This is a genomic window from Rhodanobacter sp. MP1X3 (assembly GCF_014207165.1).
Classification (GTDB): Bacteria; Pseudomonadota; Gammaproteobacteria; order Xanthomonadales; family Rhodanobacteraceae; genus Rhodanobacter.
On sequence record NZ_JACHCO010000003.1, the window covers coordinates 36,775 to 54,189 of the forward strand.

Here is a 17,415-nt window from a genome sequence, read left to right on the forward strand (position 1 = left end):
TCCGTTGTGGGTGAGAGCGGACATTTCGATCCGATGAACGAATAAGTGAACGTGACCCGACTTTTATCTTTACTCCCTCTGAGACTGAGCACGCTAACGCACCGCATCAACAACCGCCGCTGCAACACCGGGCAGCAAATTACCAGTAGTCGAATCAATCAGGCCATCAATGCAAAAGCCAGTAAGGTGCGGTGCTCCGTTATATTCGACGTGATCGCATTTCGGTGACTTTCCGCCAGAATCGTAAGAGTAATAAAAGACGTGACTGATATTCACCGATGCCGTTGTCGATGAGCGGAGCTTTTCCACAACATCACGGTTGAAGGTGCGAATGGCGGCAGCCCGATCCATGGCCTCGTAAACGCCCTGAGCATCGGCCTTGTTCAGTTCGCCGCCAGGCTGTCCTTGCGCGTTGTATTGAAAATACCATGGCTGACCGTTCCACCAGCTCGACCCTGCAGGGTTCCACTCGGTGATCCAGATGGGTTTCTCATCGATATGCGGATAGTGGGCTGCCTCGTAGCGTAGCGAGTTGGTTGCGTCCTCGACCATGTTCAAAGTGGTACTCGAAACGGGGTACAGATGTGACCCATAGCCGTCGACCAATTTGGTGTAATCGGTGATTTTCCCATCCGCATCCCGCACGCTGGCTAACGCCTCCATCAACGGTGCCGACGCCGGCATGGAATTGCCGTAGGTGATGATTTTTGCTCTCGGAAAATATTTGCGAATAGACGCGACAGAGGCAGCTAGATAAGGCGCGTAGCCGTGCACGAATGTCTGAACTTGAGCCGGGCTTAAGAACCATTTCCATTGATGTTTGGCCCATTCCGCACCGGTCGGACTGTCCGCATCATTGCAATACAGATCAAGTTCATTGCCGATTTCGAACGCGTCAACGGTCTCGCCCGCGGCGCGCACTGCCGCGAATTGTTCCTCGATGCGTTTCTGGTAGGCGCTGAGATTGATCTTGCTCAAAGGGTATGTACCCCATGGGCAGCCGCTCTGCGCTTTTGTCAGGTACGCACCCGGCGGATAGTCGGATGCGGCCGCCCCGAACACCGCCAGGATTTTCATACCGCGGGCATGTACCAATTTCACTAGGTCAACGAAAAGGTCAGGAGAACCTTTGCCGAATCCATCTCGAAACCATTGCGCATGGATCCTCGCGATCCCATCAAGTACGGCAATACGACGCGCTTCGAAGTCCCCTGGTTTGTTGTATTCGGATGCAAGGAACGGCGAGATATTGGGTTCTTGTGGTGGTGCGAGTGTCCACTGCGTGGCCATGTTGGAGCGATCGACGCCGAACTGGAGCGGAGAGCGGTATCGAGCCTGCGCATCCCCTGGCGCTGCCATCGCCGCAGCGCCACTCGTGACAACAAAAATCACTAGCGTCAGCTTCACCATAGCTATTGCTATACGTGTCTTCATTGGCCTCGCTCAATACGTTGTCTATCGATTGTCGAGTTAGTAATACATTACATCGAATCGAATGTACGCCATGGGTCGGCTACTGCCGGTCGGCGGCGACATACGACTGATCATGCTGGTTGGCTAGGTGATCGTCGATGATCGGTCATGTGATGCGTTCGGTGCAGCACACCCAAAGCGGGCATGACGGCGCGCGCTCCATGATTTGGGCAATGCGCTCTTCAGGACTGGTGGCGGACCCAGTTTTCGATGGCGCACAGGTCGAAGATGCGCATGAACCTGTCGTCTCTGGCGGCCAGATCGCGCTCGAAGAACTGCCGTAGCGCATCGTTGTCGAGAAGCCCGTGCGCTTCGAGTTGCCCCGTCAGCAGATAATCCCGGAGTCGACTCTTGTTCCGGCGATAGAACGCGCCGGCGTAGTTCATGAAGGTTCCTTTGCTGCGGCGGTGCAGGATGTCGGGAGGCAGGACGTCCGCAAACGCGTCGCGCGCGACGGCGCGATTTCGACCCTCCGCAATCCACATCCAGCTGGGCACCTTCAGGCAGGCTTCCATTACTGGTTGAGAAAGCAGCGGCATGCGCATTTGCCACTTCGCACCGCGCGCCAGCCCGTCCCGGAAGACCTGGGTGCCGGCGAGGTCGACGATGCGTTCGCGGTCGCCACACAGCGCGTTGTCGGGTGCATCGAACCACGGGTGGGGTTCCAGCGTGGCCTGCGCGCAGGCGGCAGACAGAAACGACGTATCCGGCTTGCGCGGTGGCTTGGCTAAGGCGAGCCGTTTCCGCAGAGCCAACCTTCCGGCTTTCCAGAACGTGCATTGGTGGAGTTCGGCGAGATCGCGAATGGCATGGATGCCCGCGATCGTTCCGCATTCGCGGAAGGCGTCCGCAGCCGGTGCCGCGGTTCGGGTGTAGCAGAAGACGGTATCGCCGCCACCGCCGGAGAAGAAGCTGTTGATGCCAAGCGGCGTGCCGATCGCCTCGTTCAGTTCATTGGCTGCGTGTTGCAGAAACCAGGTGCTGGGCGCGACCGCGTGCGGCGGCGGCTGAAAATCGAGATGCGTTTCATCGAAGCCGAGTTTTTCGATGTGAAGCTCGACACCGAGCAGATCCGCCATCGACGATGCGTACCGCCGCTCGTCGGCGCCGGGCACGGGCGTGACCAGATTGCAGCACGCCACGCGCGCTTTCGCATCGCGCAGGCAAGCGGCCACGATGGAGGAGTCCAATCCGCCGGACAATTCGAGCAGAAGGGATCGATCCGTCTCGGCCCAGCGCTTCACCGTGGACGACACGACACGCCGAATGTCGGCCTGCGCTTCGCGCCGATCGCGGTGTCTATGCGGTGGAGCGACGAAGGACCATGGCGACCATGCTTGCTCTATCGAATATTTGCTTACGTGTATATGCAGTTGGCAACCCGGTAGCAGTTCGCGCAACCCGGAAAGACCGGTAGCACCGGCCTTGTAGTGCGGGTAAACCACGTTGCTCCGGATGAAGTCCCAGTCGATCTCCCTGCGGTAAAGGCCCGATCGCGCCGCGATCGAAATGTCGGAGGTGATGAAGCGCTCGCGCAGCGAATAGACGCAGTCGACACCACCGGACGGGTCGCGCATGACTGTCGCAGCATCCGAATCGTGTTCCGGCGGAAGCAGCAGCAGGTATTCGCCCCAGAACCGGTCGATGAGGTACTCGACGAGATTGTGTCGGGAGCGAAGGCTGGCGAGATCCATGGTTCCACATGCAGCGCTTTGCTCGCGCGGGAAGACGTGGCCGATAAGCGCGCCGCCGGATGCCAGAGGGAGAACGGGCGTGTCATCGGCGGTATAGAGGTCGATGCTTCCTAAAGTCAGCCGGTGCGGAAGGCCGATCTGGCAAAGCGTTTCATCGATTTGGCCATCGCGACCGTTGCGGCCACGTCCGTCGAGCAAGGCGATGTATCGGTACATCACACGACTCGTATCGGCGTGTGCGAGGCGACATTGCCGACGGTGTCGTTCAACACGAGGTCGTCCACCTGCACCCAGCAGTGGGCGGAGAAAGGATCGAGGGCGATGCCGAAGACGATATGCGCGTGGATGCGTCGTCTAAGTAGAAATCGTGTCATCGCGATGGCGTCGAGCAAGCAGCGCATCTCGATCGGCACGTAGAGTCGCGCACGGCGAAATACGGCGGCTGCCTCGGCGCGGCGCGGTTCCGACATGTCTGCATGTGGTTCGATTTGCGCTGTTTTGAGATGTCTTTCGGCGGTAAGACTATCGAGTATGTGCTTGAGCGTAGAGAGCTTCATAGCGACGCGCGTGCGCAGCACGATGGCAAAGACCTCCATCAGTTCGACGACGCGAAGATGCCGCAGCGGCTGCGGTGCTTCCACCGCACTGCGAGCAGCGGGTTCGATGTTTGGACGGCTACGGATCGCCGTATCCGTTCGTTCGACCAATAGGGCGCGTTCGACCAATGCGTTTATCTCCGACTGCGCGCATTCGACCCCATCGAGGTAGGCGGTCAAGGCTTGCTCCAGCGAGCGGGGAAGTTGGAAGTACCGATCGCTGCCGATATCCAGAAAAACCAGTCGTTGATCGATACGGCAGTACGAGAGATCGTCGCGCAGTACATAGCGGGTCATGTCCGTATTCCCATAGAAAAGGGACGCGCCCGTTGGACGCGTCCCTACGACTTAGTCTTGCGAAATGCCCGAGGTGGTGAAGCCACCGATCACCTCGTTCATCAGCGGGCCGCCTTGGGTCTCGACGCTGGCGACGCCGAGCTCGACGTCTTCCGGCGTGTCGGTGCGGATGTTCTCGTTCGTGTTCATGTCAGTCTCCTACGTTCGCGTCATGGCAGTTCCATGACGCGCGCAGCGTAGGCGTCGGCAATTTTCATTTGCCAATGATTATTGCGTTGTCATTCGGTGATTAATCCCGGAGTGTGATGGCGGTCGTGCTATGTCGCCTGCGCGGGCGTCTCATCGGTCGACGCATGCTGCCATTGCGGCACGCAATGCGGATCGATGGCGCGTAGCCAGCGTGCGATCTAGTGGAGGTAATCGATGCGGTCGTTCAGTAAAGCCACGATGGTCGGCACGAGTTGCTTGCGGCGCTCGTGATAGTCGCGCAGTGCAGACTTCAAACTGGGAATATCGCGTGTCCGCCAATGCCGGTCCAGCTGCGAAAGCTCTTCGTCGGCGTGCTCGATCAATCCCTTTTTCGCCCGTCGTATCGGTGCCAGTCGGTCGTTGGCTCGTTTCACGGCATGGTGCAGCGACCAGTGAGTTGTCGCGCGGGCGATCGCATCGAACAGCTGCCACGTCAGCTTCACCAGATCGTCGTCGGCGGACGCGATCTCCAGCTTGGCGCTTGGCTGAAATGTCCGCGCCACACCGATATCGCAGGCCATCAACAACAGGCGCTCCATCCAGTCGTAGAGGTCGCGCAGCGCGACTTCGGTGAGCAGCGGCACATGCAATCCGCTGCGTGCGTGATCGGCAATCAGGCCTTCACCGACGAGTCGATACAGCGCGAGCCGAACCGGCGTGGGGCTGGTGTTGAACTCTGCTGCAAGCCCCGACGGATCGATCCGCTGCCCAGGTGCATAGCGTCCCGATTGCAGAGCGCGTCTGACCTCTCCATACACAAATGCGCTCTTGGAATGGATTGCATCCATAGCTGAACTCCCTGTCTGCTGATGATTGCTTCCCTGGGCCGGACAGTACGAAAGATCGTCAGGCAAGGGACCGGGTTTCCGCTGCATGGGCGTCAGGAAAAAACGCTCGAATAGGGCGACGAAGGGCGGAACCCTAGCATACGTAAAATCTTACGGCGAAAGAATGCACTAAAACTGGTTCAGAGTCACTTTCTCGACGCGACAGCAAAAATCCGCTCTGCCCGGTTTTAGAACGCAGGCCCCGGCGATGTCCTCCGGTATTAACCGAGACGTTAGAGCCCGATCCCCTATGATCTATGTCCACCTTGGGCCGCTACACGTGCGGGGTCAGGTCAGGTGGGGGGATATTGACCTGGCCGCACACCTGACCTTCGGAAATCCATGAGCAAGTACATTAGATTATTCACCTGCCGCTGGTTGAATCTGTGCCTGGCACTTTCATTAGTCACGCCTGCCATCGCTGCCGAAGCGCCAGATGCACGCCTGCAACACGCGCTGGCGCAGCTCGTCGATAAGGCGCAACCCGGTGTCCTGGGCATCACCGTTGTGGACCTGGATACGCGAGCGCGTATCCGAATCAACGCCGATCGCGCCTATCCGATGATGAGCGTGTTCAAAGCGCCGGTCGCCGCGGCGGTGCTTGCGCAGGTAGATGCGGGTCGCATTCGTTTGAGTCAGGAAGTGACGATCACCCGCGCACAAGTTGTGGATGGGACCGCCGTACCTTCCATCGGCGCGCATTTCTCGGGGGAGCAGATGCACTTCACTGTCGAGCGATTGCTGGCGGCTGCGGTGAGCGAAAGCGACAACACCGCCGTCGATGCGTTGATCCGATTGCTGGGCGGCCCGCAGGTGGTCACGGACTTCTTGCGCAAGCACGGCATCGAGGGTATGCGCGTGGACCTTGGCTAGGGCGACATCAGCCACATCTTCGACGAGACGGCTAACGGACAGACCATCCCGACCAACGAAACCGATGAGGCGGCGCTGGCACGGCGGCGGCGCGGTTATCGCGCCTATCTCAATGACCCGCGCGATCGAACGACGCCGGACGCAGCACCCGAGCTTCTTGAAAAGCTTTGGACGGGTCGGCTGCTCTCGGCGGATTCGACCAAGCGGCTGCTCGATCTGATGTATGGCCAGACGAAACCGGTTCGTTTGCGCGCCGGCCTGCCCGCCGGCGTGCGCTTTGCCGACAAGTGCGGCACTTCCTATTCGCTGGACGGCGAAACGGCCGCTTATAACGATATCGGCATCATCACTTGGCCCAACGGCCACACCGTCATCGTGGCCGCGTTTCTCACGGGATCGAAGGCTGACAAAAACACGCGAGACGCGCTTTTTGCTGAGATTGGCAAAGACGTGAGTGTTATGTCGGGGCCGCCGTAGGAACAAAAGTGTCAGAGACACTACCGACGGTGAGTAAGGGCTTGGATTGACGGCTCCGCGCGCTGCCTGCGGCGAGAATAGGACGCTCCAAACAATGGCAAAAAACTCAGGCTCAGAATGAGATAGCACATGCAACGTTCACTGATTCCCTGACAACCATTACAACGATGACTTCACCCGCCCGCAGAGCTACTAGCTGCTGGTGCACTGGCGGGAGCGCTGGCGGGGGGCGGAGCGGGGGTAGTGGCTTTCTTGTGTGACTTCGTGCGCGGAGGTGAAGCCGCTGCCGCCGCTGCTTTATCTTTTTTTCTCTGGGCCTTGGCGGCATTGCTGGCCTTTTTGGCAGCCTGCTTTTTGGCTTTTTGGGCTTGCTTGGCAGCCTTCTTGGAAGCCTTGTCAGCGTTCCTGGCAGCTTTATCAGTGGCTTTGGATGTCGCACTCGGCGCCGCTGCCGGTGCGGTGGCGGAAGCGGGCTGAACTTCCTGAGCCTGCGCCAGCACCGAGCCGGAGAGAGTCACGCCAGCCGTGAACAGCACAGCGATTACACGTTTTCGAATCATGATGACGAGGCCTCGGGTTTTTGAGTTGCCGCGGACCCGGCATGCTTTGCACGCACGAGCGATGGCTCATCGAGAATGCATGGATATCGGCATACCGACGCTGAATAGTCATGGGGAAAAGTTGTCCGGGACACTACAGCTCGGGCCAACCGGGTCAGAGCCCGTTGCTGTTGTACTTTGATCTGCATCCAGTAGCTCCGACGTGCGTAACCGCGTAGCGGCTCGACACGACCAACGCTGGTAGACGCGTAACGCGCCTCAGCCATTCCCGGCGGGCAGGCTCCAGATATTCAGCACGCCGTTGGCAGCGTGAGCGTTGGCGTTCCCTTCGGGAAGGATGATGTGGCCTTGCAGCACGATCGGGCTGTTCCAGTGGCCGGCGCCGCAGGGCAGGGTGGTGAGGTGTTTGCCTGACGCCGCGTCATAGATATTCAGTCCGCCTGCCGGGGCGTAGACAAACAGTAGGCCGCCGGCTTCAAACGGGCTGGTGCCGCCCGTGCTGTTTTTCCATTGTTGCTGCAGCTTGCCGTGCTCCAGCGTCCACGCCGCCGTGCCGCCGTTATCGGCGGCGAAGATCCAGGTCTGATCTTGGTGATCCCAAGTTGCTGGCTGGGAAAACAGATCGGTGCCGCTGGGGGTGGAGACGATCTGCAGCTCGTGGTCCATGTGCGGCGCAACGCCAGCCATGGCCTTGCGGCTGAGTAGGCGGATTTTACCGTCTTTGCCGCCCTGGGCGATCAGGTCGCCGCCGAGCAGCACCGGTGAGCTGGAGCCCAGGTCGGCGTCATCCGTATTGAGCGCCGCGGTATTGGCTGGGGTGTAGTTGCCCAGCATGGCGGTGGCGTCGGGATTGAGCTCGATCACCGAATCGCCCCAGGCGGTCTTGCCATCCCATGGTGCGTTGCCGGTGGAGACAAGGATGTTGCCGCTGGCCGGATCGATCACTGCGCCAGCGCGACCCCATATGGCCGAATCACTCTGCGGGCAGGACGCCGGCTGGAGCAGACCGCTGCGATCGCTGCACAGCGAGTTCCATACGTGCAGCAGCTTGCCAGAGGCGCCATCGAGAACGGCGACGTGGCCCTGGTAAGGCGGCTTGTCGCCGATATAACCGGCGGTCACGGCAACCACATGGCCTTGGGAAAACTTCAGCGGCGAGTCCATCTTCTCGCGCTTGGCCAGCAAGGTGATGGCGGTGCGCCATACGGGATGACCATCGCTGATCGTCAGCTTCTGCACATAACCGTCGGGCGAGGCGGCATAGATGAATTGACGGTCCGGATCAGCCACCGGCGTGCTGTTGGTGATCTGCCGTGTGCCGGCTACTTGCTGGTAACTGGCTGGCGTGTAGTTCCACAACACCGCACCGTTAGCCGCGTCGATCGCCAGCGTCTTGCCATAGGTGGTGGTGACGAAGATGGCGTCATGCGCGGCGCCATGGATGCTGACGCCATGCAAATAGATGGCGCTGGCATCCACCGTGCCATCGATCTTTATCTGCTGCCGCACAAGGTGTCCGAGATTGGCGGCCGTGATGCCGGTCGGCTCGGGGTTGGCGCTGGTGCTCTGCACATTGCCGCCGAACGTGGGCCAGTCTTGCGCAGGCACATTCCGGGCAGCGGCCGGGAGGGTTACTCCAAGGCTGAGCAGCAGCATCACAAGTTGGTTTTTCATAGTTGAAAGTATGCCCTCAACTTTTGCCGTCGTTGTTGTCGGTTCGTGATGAACAGTCGCGCGTCCTTTGGTGGACATCATCGACGGCTAAAACCAGGCCGCAAGATCAAACCTCCGTTCCGCTTCGTTTACGCACGCGACCGCTTTGAAACATCAGTGATCCGCTTCGGAACATTTGAGCAAAGCGTACGCCGCGTGGCCAATACAGTGTTCCTCCATGCTGCGTCAGGCGAGAGGGAGAACACGTGTCAAAGGTATGCAAGTACATAAGCCGGGCAACGGCGCTTTATTGGCTACGAAGCTCGCTATTTTTTGCCTCCATCATGGGGCTCTCACAACCCATTCTTGCATTCGACGTTACCCCTATTCCGATGACACCTGCGCAATGGGTGACGAACGGTGATGTGTCGTTTCAACACGATCCGACCAAACAGGGTGTCCTTGTGGTCAACAAGGGTTATGCCGAGCTGAAGAACACCAATTTCAGCAATGGCACGATGGAATTCGACACTAAATTTGTAGGAGAGCGAATTACCGGCATCACCTTTCGCCAACATGATGACGTAGCCGATGCTTTGTATTTTCGATCTAGCGCGGACTGTGCTGTCTCGGAGGAATGCATCCAGTACATGCCTACGGCGCATCATGTGTTCGAATGGGATTTGTATGGGCAGTATCAAACGCACGCGCCTATTAATCCCGATGGTTGGAACCACATCAAGCTGGTGCTCTCCGGCGCACGCATGAATGTTTTCATCAACGGTGCGCGTTCGCCAACGCTGGCCGTCGGAACCTTGGTCGGCGGGTTCCCCGACGGCACGATCAGGCTGCATGGACCGGCGTCCTACGCCCACCTGAGCCTCGCTCCCGATGTCGTTGATGGCTTGCCTGCGGTGGCCTTCAACGACCCCGCGAAGAGTGACCTCCGAGTCGTTCGCCATTGGCTCGCTTCAACGCCGTTCGTGATGCCTAGTCGGATGGATGCCACGCTTCAGGAAAACACCGGTATCGATCCTGTTTATTCGTCGATGCCGAAAGAGACGGCGTTGTGGAAGCTGATTACGCCCGATCCGGGTGGCCTCATCAATTTGACGCGATGGTACGGCGATGCGCAGACTGGGCAGGCCATCGCCGGCATGTGGTTGAAGACCACGATCAACGCTGACCATGATCAGATCAAGCATGTGGATATTGGATGGACCAGAGAAGTCTGGGTCTTCGTCAACGGCAAGCTGGCGTTCCAGAGCAAGAATCTCTACGGCGTCAAGGGCGCGAGCAAAGAGCCGGGTGGACGCCTCTCCCTGACCAATGGATCGTTCGACCTTCCCCTGCACAAGGGCGCCAATCAAGTGGCCGTCGCTATCGACGATAACTTCGCCGGTGGTCAGCAACATTGGGGATGGGGCCTGGAGATGCGTTTGGCCAATACCGATGGCATTCGTCCGATTGGCAGTACTGTCGCGAAAGCAAACGCGGCAAGTGCACTTTGAAGGTATGAGAAAAACAGGGGGCAGAGTCAACTTTTCCGCTTGGCATTTAAAAAAGTACACTCGGCCCCTGTTTAGTTGACGAAATCGATAGCCATGAGCGGCAAGAGCGAACAAAGAAAGGCTTGGCGAAAGAGCGTTGTGGATGCAAATGCGACGAAGCGAGCCGATGAGGCATCGTCGGCCTTAACGAAGCCGCTCTCTCCACCAAAAGTAAAGTGGCAAGCACGTAGTGAGCGCCAACGCCTGATAATCGCACTGCTCATCTCAGGGGGAATCCTGTACGGGTCACTGAAGATTTCAGAGTGGCTCGCCAACCAGCTGGGTGTAGTGACCTACATCCAATATTCTTCCTCCGTGACAGAAACCCATGCTGTGGGTCGTGGCTGGTATACATCCACGTATACCGGTGACCACACCGGCAGTTGGGAGGTCCTCCTCATATTCTCAGCCGCCGTAGCCTTTTGGCTTGGGCGCTCCGTGTTCCATGGGAATATCCGAGCTTCGTTCAATCGACGATCGCTCTGGCTAACGGGAGGCTGGACGCTTGCCACCATCTTGCTTGTCGTCGAATTGCAGGCGCTGCGTTCTATCATCGCTCGAAATGGCTGGTTGGGATCGCCCAACTCGGAGATTTGGGGATGGATTATTCTTATCGTCCTCAGTATGTCAGCGAACGTATTCTCCATTTTTTGGCGTTCTCTGATGCGTCATCGTGGCGTACCTCTCAAAGACGCCTTTTCAGACCCTAATGACTGACTGGCAAAACCCGGGGCAGAGTGCACTTTCTATGGGGTAGATGCCTTGAAGAGGCTACTCTGATCCCAGTTTCTGCTAAGGAACGCCGCCTCGCGAAGCCGCCACCAGATACGCCCGGCACATCAGCGGCACCTGCGTACGTAGCATCGCCAGCGCTGCCGGGGATGCATCGTTTTCCAGGCCGGCCCGCACGGTTCCCACCAGCAGGGCGCGCACGGCGAACGTGACGGTGGCGATGTCGGCGAAGCCGGCGTCCGGCGCACTAGCCAGCAGACGCTCGATGGCACGGTCGGTCCGCTGCAGCACATCGCTGATCAGGCTTGCCGTGTCCAGATCCGCGGCGACCGTATACAGGGCGAGTGAGCCGGGCAGGTAACGCAGCTTCGCATCGAGGTATGCGCGGACCAGGCCGTCCGACATATCGCATAAACGCGCACCTTTGTAGCGTGCGCATGCCTCTTCGATGGCGACGACTACCTCGTCCAGATATTGATCCAGCACGGCATACAACAGCGCCTGCTTGTGCGGGAAATATTGATACATCGTGCCAACGGACACGCCGGCGCGTTGCGCCACGCGTGTCGTGGTAAGCCGGGCGATGCCATCGGACAGCAAAACCTGAATCGTCGCCTCGTGAATCGCCGTCACCGTTGCCGTCGAGCGCGTCTGACGTGGCGATTTACGTGGCTTGAGCGCGTCTGTTGGCACGACAGGCATATGCGAATGTAAAAGCCGAAGGATGATTCATATATCACAGTACAGCACCACCTCCACACTCACCATCCGAAGGAATCGCCATGAACACAGCAGATCGCCGTATCGCCCTGGTCACCGGCGCCAACAAGGGCATCGGCCTGGAAGTCGCGCGGCAGCTTGGCAAGGCCGGCCACCACATACTGCTCGGTGCCCGCGACGAAGCGCGCGGCCGGGAGGCCGAGAAAACCTTGCGGGACGAAGGCATCGACGTGCGCTTCGTCGCCATCGACCTGTCCGATACCGCATCGCTTAGTGCCGCCGCTGCCGATATCGAGGCCAATGAGGGCTGCATCGATATCCTGGTCAACAACGCAGGTGTCGCGATACAGGGCGACGGGCTGCCCGGCAGCACCGACCTCGACGCCGTGCGGCGCACGTTCGAAACGAACTTTTTCGGAACCGTCGCTGTGACCCAGGCACTGTTGCCATTGGTGAAGAAATCCAGCGCCGGCCGCATCGTCAATGTATCCAGCGGCCTCGGCTCGATCGCGCTCAACGCCGACCCGAACTGGGCGTACGCCGCCGTCAAGCTCACTGGCTACAACGCCTCGAAGGCCGCGCTGAACATGTTCACCGTACTGCTCGCTGCCGAGCTCAAGGACACCGGCATCAAGGTGAACGCCGTCAACCCGGGCTACACCGCCACCGACCTCAACGGAAACAGTGGCCACCAGTCGATCGAGGAAGGCGCCGCCGAAACCGTTCGGATGGCCCAGATTACCGACGATGGCCCGACGGGCGGGTTCACCAGCACGGAGGGCGTTGAACCCTGGTAATCGATGCAAAGGGATCAGAGACACTACCGACGGTAGGTGAAGGCTTGGACCGACCTCCATCCATTTTTCCCCCTGCGCGCGATTGCCTGCGCTTGAACGGAAAGGGAGCCGCAAGCGGCTCCCTTTCAAACAGAATTAAACTGACTCGCTTAAACAGCCAGCGGCATCACTGGTCGACGCCGAAGTCAAACAGTCCGCCGCTGTAGAGGCCGTATTCGCCGGGCTTCAGATCCTTGGTCGGCGTCAGCTTCCACTGGTTGCCGTTGCCCATCGAGACGGCGTCGTAGTCGACCTGGTTGTCCTTGTCCGGAGCGCCTACATTCTTCATCCCGCCCCAGAAGCGGGCATTGCCAATCTTCAGCGAACGATCCTGGTCTCCCTTGTCCACGTCGAGCGATACGATGTAGATGCGACCTTTCGGCTGATCCGTCGAATTGACAATGAACGAGGGTCGCGTGTCGTGCGTGCGCACGCCGGCCGCCATACCCGGATAGTTGTAATGCATCAGCACCGTGACAACGGCGTTCGTCGTGCTCATCGTGCCGGATATGCCACGCAGGTGCACATTGCCGCCATCCTTCGTGACCAGGGTGACATCGGCAGGACTGCCCGGATAATTTGCCGGGCCGGAAGCAGCGGCAGTACTGGAGGCGCCACCACCGTCGGCACGCTTGAGCATCGCGGAAATGACGTCCTGCGAAACACCGGCGTTCTTCAGCTTGACCAGATCATCGACTTCCAGCTTGAAATTGACCGTGGACGCCCCGTTGATCTTTTCCTTGATGATCTCCGAGCCGAAACCCAGCTTGGCCAACTTGACGACATCCGCATTGGTCATCGCAGCAGTGCTCGAAGACTGTGCGTAAGCCGTGGAAGGCGTAAGCAATTGGACTGATACCGCACCCAACACGAGCATCAGTCCGGCAATGGCAATCCTGACGTAACGTGACTTCATTGAGCATCTCTCCTTGGTTGCAATGGGACAATCCACTTAATCGCCCCTTGAGTCTTGGCAGTATATGGCAACCAGCCTCTGTCCAGCTCCTGGGGGCACCTGGAATAACCCGCATTTTCGAGGTTTGACTGATGGCAACGCCGCCACGGCCAAGCATCACCGCTGAGAGCATTCGGAACAAAAAAGGGGGCGAACAAAAAGGGGGCAGGTTCATTAAAAATGATTCTGAGGCACCCGGCGAACAACAGAGCTAACCGGGTAAGAGGCTCTTTTCCACACCTTTTAGCTGCGTACGCTAATGACCTGCTCCTGATCGTGATCCTGCACCGACGTGCGGACATACTCCCGCGCGTAATGCGTCGGTGGCTGGCCGACGTGGCGGGTGAAGGCGGTGCTGAAGGTGCTGGCCGAGCTGTAGCCGATGCGTTCGGCGATGGCGGCGACGCCGGCTTCGTTTTTTCGCAGCAGATGCTTGGCCAGGGCCATGCGCCAGGCGAGCAGGTAGGCCATCGGAGCGACGCCCACCGTGCGGTTGAAGCGCTCGAAGAACGCCGAGCGCGACAGCGCGGCTTCACTCGCCAGTTGCGCCACGGTCCAGTTGCGATCGGGCTGCGCGTGCATCGCGCGGATCGCGAGCGCGAGACGATCGTCGGCCAGCCCGCGCACGAGGCCCGGCGATGCCGTGGTGCCGGCGTTCGAGCGCAGCGCTTCGATCAGCAGCACTTCCAGCAGCCGTGCCAGCACCACCTCGCGTGCGGGCCGCTGCTCGCGTGACTCCTCGCCGACGAGGGTCATCAGCGTCGCCAGCCGCTGCTCGCCGCGGATATGCACCAGCCGTGGCAGCAGCGCAACGAGCAGGTCGGCATCCGGCGAATCAAAGCTGCAGTGGCCCACCAGCATCCGCAGGTCGGTCGGGCCATCCTGGTCGCCGATGCGGAAAACGCCGTTGCCCTGCGCGACGGGCAGGCTCTTGATGCCCGCCGGCGGCGGCTCCAGGCTGGACATGGCAACGCCCCAAGATGCGGGCACCAACAGAAAGTCGCCCGACTGCAGCGTCAGCGCTGCTTGCCCGTCGACCTCGACATGGCATGCACCCTCCAGCACCACGCAGTAGAACGGCTGCCCGGCATCCGAGCGGTGGATGTGCCACGGGCCGGCGCCAATCACGACCTTCGAAAACCGGGCGCCCGGCTGCAGCAGCGACACCACCTCGGCGAGTGGATCGATCATGTCCGGATTCCTGACGATGAAACATGGACTCTGGATTGTAGTGAGTACGGTGTTGGCGGCCTATCGTGGCGTTATCCCCCATGCACTACCGCAGGAGTTTCCCCATGAATACCGTCCTGATCACTGGCTGCTCGTCCGGCTTCGGCGTCGAGATCGCCCGTTATTTCCTCGACCGCGACTGGCAGGTCATCGCCACCATGCGCACGCCGCGCGAAGACGTGCTGCCCAAGTCTGAGCGCTTGCGCGTGCTGCCCCTCGATATCACCAATGCGGAAAGCATCCGGCAGGTTGTCGAGGCTGCGGGTCCCATCGACGTGCTGGTCAACAATGCCGGCTTCGGCGCGGCGTCGCCGGTTGAACTGACGCCGATGGCAACCGCGCGCGAACTGTTCGAGACCAACACCTTTGGCACCATGGCGATGACGCAGGCCTTCGTGCCGCAGTTTCGTGAGCGCGGCGCCGGCGTCATCGTCAACGTGACCTCGAGCGTGACCCTGAAAGCGCTGCCGCTGGTCGGCGTGTACAGCGCCAGCAAGGCGGCGGTGAACGCGTTTACCGCGTCGATGGCGGCGGAGGTCGAACCGTTCGGCGTGCGCGTGCGGCTGGTGTTGCCGGGGCGTTCGCCCGAGACCCGCTTCGGCGACAACGCCCGCGCCCACATGCATGGCATGGAAAACGAGGCCTACACCGAACTGGTGACCAACGTGCTCGCCCGCATGCGCGATGACTCCGGCCCGGTCACGCACTCGCCCGACGTGGCCGAGGCGGTGTGGCGTGCCGCAACCGACCCATCGACCCCGCTGCGCATTCCCGCCGGTGAGGATGCCGTGGCCTGGGCCAAGGCCGGCTGAGGCGAGGGCGGCGATTGGAGCCAGGTTAATTAACCTGGTCAATTAAAATGAGCGGTCAGCTTGCGTGCTTCGGCAGCGTGAAGTTGACCGCTGTTTCTCACCACGGTGAAAAAGTTGTCAAGGGCAACTCAGTTGTCGTTACCGTTGAGCATCGAGCCGACGATACCGCCGAGCAGACCACCGCCCACACCTATCGAGGCCGCTCTGCCAGCGCCGCCAGAGGGCAGATACTCGGCGATCTGGTGGGCGAGGCGAGAGATGGGTAGCGTCTGCAGCCATACGGTGCCGGGGCCGGTGAGCGCCGCCAGAAAGATGCCGTCGCCGCCGAAGATCGCGTTCTTGATGCCGGGCACCGTCGTGATCTGAAAACCTACCGAGGCCTGGAATGCACCGACGTGACCCGGGTGCACCCGCAAGGTTTCACCGGGCGCCAGATTCTTCTGGATGAGTTCGCCGGAGAGTTCCAGCCACGCGGTCCCGTTGCCGCCGATTTTCTGCAGCAGAAAACCATCGCCGCCGAAAATGCCGGCGCCCAGCGACTGCTGAAAGCCCACGCCTAAGGTGACCTGCGGTGTAGCGCAAAGAAAACCGTGCCGATGCACCAGGTACTCGTTGGAAGGACTCACCGGCACTGGCACGATATGGCCAGGCACCTTGGTGGCAAACGCGACCTCACCGGGCCTCTGCACGGCGCGGTATTCGGTCATGAAGAAACTACCGCCACCGACGGCACGCTTGAACATGCCCATCAGTCCGCCACCGCCGCCCATCTGCGTGTGCGTGGTCATCTGGATCGACGCGGTCATCCACGACAGCTCGCCGCTCTCGGCGAACACGCTGTCGTTGGGATCAAGCTGCACTTCCAGCACGGGCATCACCGTGCCCTGGATACGGGTCTGCATAAGGCATTCTCCTGATGATTGGTGGTGACCGCTTGCCGCCCGGACACCGAGCGACCATCGGCAATTCGGCAATTCGGCAATGGCCAGCGGATAGTACGCCGACGCAAAAGCAAAACGCGCGGGCAAGATGGCACCCCTTTGAATTAGCATGCGTTCAAATCGAAGGAGGCAGCAATGATCGAAGGCGCATGCCACTGTGGCGCAGTGCTATGGCAGTTCGATGGCGCCACGGGATACAACTGCACTGGTCGTGCAGCAGAAAAGCGTCGGGAATTTTCCGTAATACCCAACCCACCGCACGCGCCATCGGCTGCTACCCTGCGATCATGATCAGAATATGGAACGTCACGACGGCTCGACGTCTCGGCGTCGCCCTTTTTGCTGTCGGCCTGCTGGCCCTCGGCGGATGCGCCACCGCGCCGCCTCGTAACAGCCAGAGCATCTGCCAGGTCTTCGAGCAGTACCCGAGCTGGTATCGCGATGCCCGCGCGGCGCAGAAACGCTGGGGCACCCCGGTCAATGTGTTGATGGCGTTCGTGCAGCGGGAATCCGACTTCCGCGAGAAGGCTCGCCCGGATCGGCCACACTTTCTGTTTATTCCGTTGCCGCGCCGGTCCAGCGCCTATGGCTACGCGCAGGCGCAGGATCCGGTGTGGCAGGAGTATCTAAAGGCGAACGGCCGCTGGTTCAAGAGCCGTAAGGACATGAACAACTCGCTCGATTTTCTTGGCTGGTACACCGACCGCATCCATCGCGAGTTGGGTATCTCCAAGTGGGACCCGAAGCAGTTGTACCTGGCTTACCACGAAGGTATCGGCGGCTACCGTAGCGGCCAGTGGCGACACGATCGCCATCTGTTGCAGACCGCCGATGTCGTCGATAACCTCGCTCGCGAGTACGGCGTACAGCTGCAGCACTGCAGGTAGTGAAAACAGGGGTCAGCCATACGTATTTGAACTGTAGGTCAGTAAGTGCGGCT

The 17,415-nt window shown here is 60.0% G+C and carries 16 protein-coding genes and 1 pseudogene; 6 read left to right on the forward strand and 11 right to left on the reverse strand.

The annotated features are described in order from the left end of the window. Positions 1–93 precede the first annotated feature (93 nt). The 5 genes from HDE79_RS09290 to HDE79_RS09310 all read right to left on the reverse strand — a co-directional run bounded on the left by HDE79_RS09290 (position 94) and on the right by HDE79_RS09310 (position 5,097). Positions 94–1,410, reverse strand: coding sequence for a hypothetical protein (locus HDE79_RS09290; RefSeq protein ID WP_184601697.1), 1,317 nt, complete (start codon positions 1,408–1,410; stop codon positions 94–96). A gap of 245 nt (positions 1,411–1,655) precedes the next feature. Further along, positions 1,656–3,383, reverse strand: coding sequence for a lasso peptide isopeptide bond-forming cyclase (locus HDE79_RS09295; protein ID WP_184601698.1), 1,728 nt, complete (start codon positions 3,381–3,383; stop codon positions 1,656–1,658). Next, positions 3,383–4,060, reverse strand: coding sequence for a lasso peptide biosynthesis B2 protein (locus HDE79_RS09300; RefSeq protein ID WP_184601699.1), 678 nt, complete (start codon positions 4,058–4,060; stop codon positions 3,383–3,385). Before HDE79_RS09300 ends, HDE79_RS09295 begins: the two co-directional genes overlap by 1 nt. 51 nt (positions 4,061–4,111) lie before the next feature. Further along, positions 4,112–4,249, reverse strand: coding sequence for a benenodin family lasso peptide (locus HDE79_RS09305; RefSeq protein ID WP_184601700.1), 138 nt, complete (start codon positions 4,247–4,249; stop codon positions 4,112–4,114). Between the two features lie 218 nt (positions 4,250–4,467). Beyond that, positions 4,468–5,097, reverse strand: coding sequence for a GntR family transcriptional regulator (locus HDE79_RS09310; RefSeq protein WP_184601701.1), 630 nt, complete (start codon positions 5,095–5,097; stop codon positions 4,468–4,470). 381 nt (positions 5,098–5,478) lie between these two features. On the opposite strand from HDE79_RS09310, the pseudogene bla reads away from it, so the two are divergent. After that, positions 5,479–6,486, forward strand: a pseudogene (gene bla, locus HDE79_RS21960) (class A beta-lactamase). Between the two features lie 173 nt (positions 6,487–6,659). Here the strand turns inward: bla and HDE79_RS09325 are convergent. After that, positions 6,660–7,046 carry a histone gene (locus HDE79_RS09325; RefSeq protein WP_184601703.1) on the reverse strand — a complete coding sequence of 129 codons (387 nt, stop codon included), beginning with the start codon at positions 7,044–7,046 and terminating at the stop codon, positions 6,660–6,662. A 258-nt stretch (positions 7,047–7,304) separates the two neighbouring features. Continuing rightward, positions 7,305–8,720 (reverse strand): PQQ-binding-like beta-propeller repeat protein, encoded by a 1,416-nt coding sequence (locus tag HDE79_RS09330; protein WP_184601704.1) that lies wholly within the window; start codon positions 8,718–8,720, stop codon positions 7,305–7,307. A 404-nt stretch (positions 8,721–9,124) separates the two neighbouring features. Here HDE79_RS09330 and HDE79_RS09335 point away from each other — a divergent pair, with 404 nt between their 5' ends. Both HDE79_RS09335 and HDE79_RS09340 read left to right on the forward strand, forming a co-directional pair. Continuing rightward, entirely contained in the window at positions 9,125–10,210 is a 1,086-nt protein-coding gene (locus HDE79_RS09335; protein WP_184601705.1) for a hypothetical protein, read from the forward strand. Positions 10,211–10,303: 93 nt separating this feature from the next. Next, positions 10,304–10,966 carry a hypothetical protein gene (locus tag HDE79_RS09340; RefSeq protein ID WP_184601706.1) on the forward strand — a complete coding sequence of 221 codons (663 nt, stop codon included), beginning with the start codon at positions 10,304–10,306 and terminating at the stop codon, positions 10,964–10,966. A 75-nt stretch (positions 10,967–11,041) separates the two neighbouring features. On the opposite strand, the gene HDE79_RS09345 is transcribed toward HDE79_RS09340, so the two are convergent. After that, positions 11,042–11,683, reverse strand: coding sequence for a TetR/AcrR family transcriptional regulator (locus HDE79_RS09345; RefSeq protein ID WP_184601707.1), 642 nt, complete (start codon positions 11,681–11,683; stop codon positions 11,042–11,044). An 80-nt stretch (positions 11,684–11,763) separates the two neighbouring features. On the opposite strand from HDE79_RS09345, the gene HDE79_RS09350 reads away from it, so the two are divergent. Further along, a complete protein-coding gene (locus tag HDE79_RS09350) occupies positions 11,764–12,498 on the forward strand; it encodes an SDR family oxidoreductase (RefSeq protein ID WP_184601708.1) in 735 nt (244 codons plus the stop codon). A 166-nt stretch (positions 12,499–12,664) separates the two neighbouring features. Here the strand turns inward: HDE79_RS09350 and HDE79_RS09355 are convergent, their stop codons facing one another. Beyond that, a complete protein-coding gene (locus tag HDE79_RS09355; protein WP_184601709.1) occupies positions 12,665–13,453 on the reverse strand; it encodes a hypothetical protein in 789 nt (262 codons plus the stop codon). 282 nt (positions 13,454–13,735) lie between these two features. Beyond that, entirely contained in the window at positions 13,736–14,683 is a 948-nt protein-coding gene (locus tag HDE79_RS09360) for an AraC family transcriptional regulator (protein ID WP_184601710.1), read from the reverse strand. 104 nt (positions 14,684–14,787) lie between these two features. Between HDE79_RS09360 and HDE79_RS09365 the strand changes: the two genes are divergently transcribed. Then, a complete protein-coding gene (locus HDE79_RS09365; RefSeq protein WP_184601711.1) occupies positions 14,788–15,534 on the forward strand; it encodes an SDR family oxidoreductase in 747 nt (248 codons plus the stop codon). A 128-nt stretch (positions 15,535–15,662) separates the two neighbouring features. Here the strand turns inward: HDE79_RS09365 and HDE79_RS09370 are convergent, their stop codons facing one another. After that, positions 15,663–16,436, reverse strand: coding sequence for a TIGR00266 family protein (locus HDE79_RS09370; protein ID WP_184601712.1), 774 nt, complete (start codon positions 16,434–16,436; stop codon positions 15,663–15,665). Positions 16,437–16,762: 326 nt separating this feature from the next. Here HDE79_RS09370 and HDE79_RS09375 point away from each other — a divergent pair, with 326 nt between their 5' ends. Beyond that, the gene (locus tag HDE79_RS09375) at positions 16,763–17,362 is read left to right on the forward strand and encodes a hypothetical protein (RefSeq protein WP_184601713.1); all 600 of its coding nucleotides are present in this window, start codon (positions 16,763–16,765) and stop codon (positions 17,360–17,362) included. The last annotated feature ends 53 nt before the right edge of the window (positions 17,363–17,415 follow it).

Coding starts and splice junctions, on each gene's coding strand:
- HDE79_RS09355 (WP_184601709.1), bottom strand. CDS start 13,453: ATGAAGTCACGTTACGTCAGGATTGCCATTGCCGGACTGATGCTCGTG.
- HDE79_RS09300 (WP_184601699.1), bottom strand. CDS start 4,060: ATGACCCGCTATGTACTGCGCGACGATCTCTCGTACTGCCGTATCGAT.
- HDE79_RS09290 (WP_184601697.1), bottom strand. CDS start 1,410: ATGGTGAAGCTGACGCTAGTGATTTTTGTTGTCACGAGTGGCGCTGCG.
- HDE79_RS09370 (WP_184601712.1), bottom strand. CDS start 16,436: ATGCAGACCCGTATCCAGGGCACGGTGATGCCCGTGCTGGAAGTGCAG.
- HDE79_RS09345 (WP_184601707.1), bottom strand. CDS start 11,683: ATGCCTGTCGTGCCAACAGACGCGCTCAAGCCACGTAAATCGCCACGT.
- HDE79_RS09305 (WP_184601700.1), bottom strand. CDS start 4,249: ATGAACACGAACGAGAACATCCGCACCGACACGCCGGAAGACGTCGAG.
- HDE79_RS09365 (WP_184601711.1), top strand. CDS start 14,788: ATGAATACCGTCCTGATCACTGGCTGCTCGTCCGGCTTCGGCGTCGAG.
- HDE79_RS09330 (WP_184601704.1), bottom strand. CDS start 8,720: ATGAAAAACCAACTTGTGATGCTGCTGCTCAGCCTTGGAGTAACCCTC.
- HDE79_RS09295 (WP_184601698.1), bottom strand. CDS start 3,383: ATGTACCGATACATCGCCTTGCTCGACGGACGTGGCCGCAACGGTCGC.
- HDE79_RS09350 (WP_184601708.1), top strand. CDS start 11,764: ATGAACACAGCAGATCGCCGTATCGCCCTGGTCACCGGCGCCAACAAG.
- HDE79_RS09375 (WP_184601713.1), top strand. CDS start 16,763: ATGATCAGAATATGGAACGTCACGACGGCTCGACGTCTCGGCGTCGCC.
- HDE79_RS09360 (WP_184601710.1), bottom strand. CDS start 14,683: ATGATCGATCCACTCGCCGAGGTGGTGTCGCTGCTGCAGCCGGGCGCC.
- HDE79_RS09325 (WP_184601703.1), bottom strand. CDS start 7,046: ATGATTCGAAAACGTGTAATCGCTGTGCTGTTCACGGCTGGCGTGACT.
- HDE79_RS09340 (WP_184601706.1), top strand. CDS start 10,304: ATGAGCGGCAAGAGCGAACAAAGAAAGGCTTGGCGAAAGAGCGTTGTG.
- HDE79_RS09310 (WP_184601701.1), bottom strand. CDS start 5,097: ATGGATGCAATCCATTCCAAGAGCGCATTTGTGTATGGAGAGGTCAGA.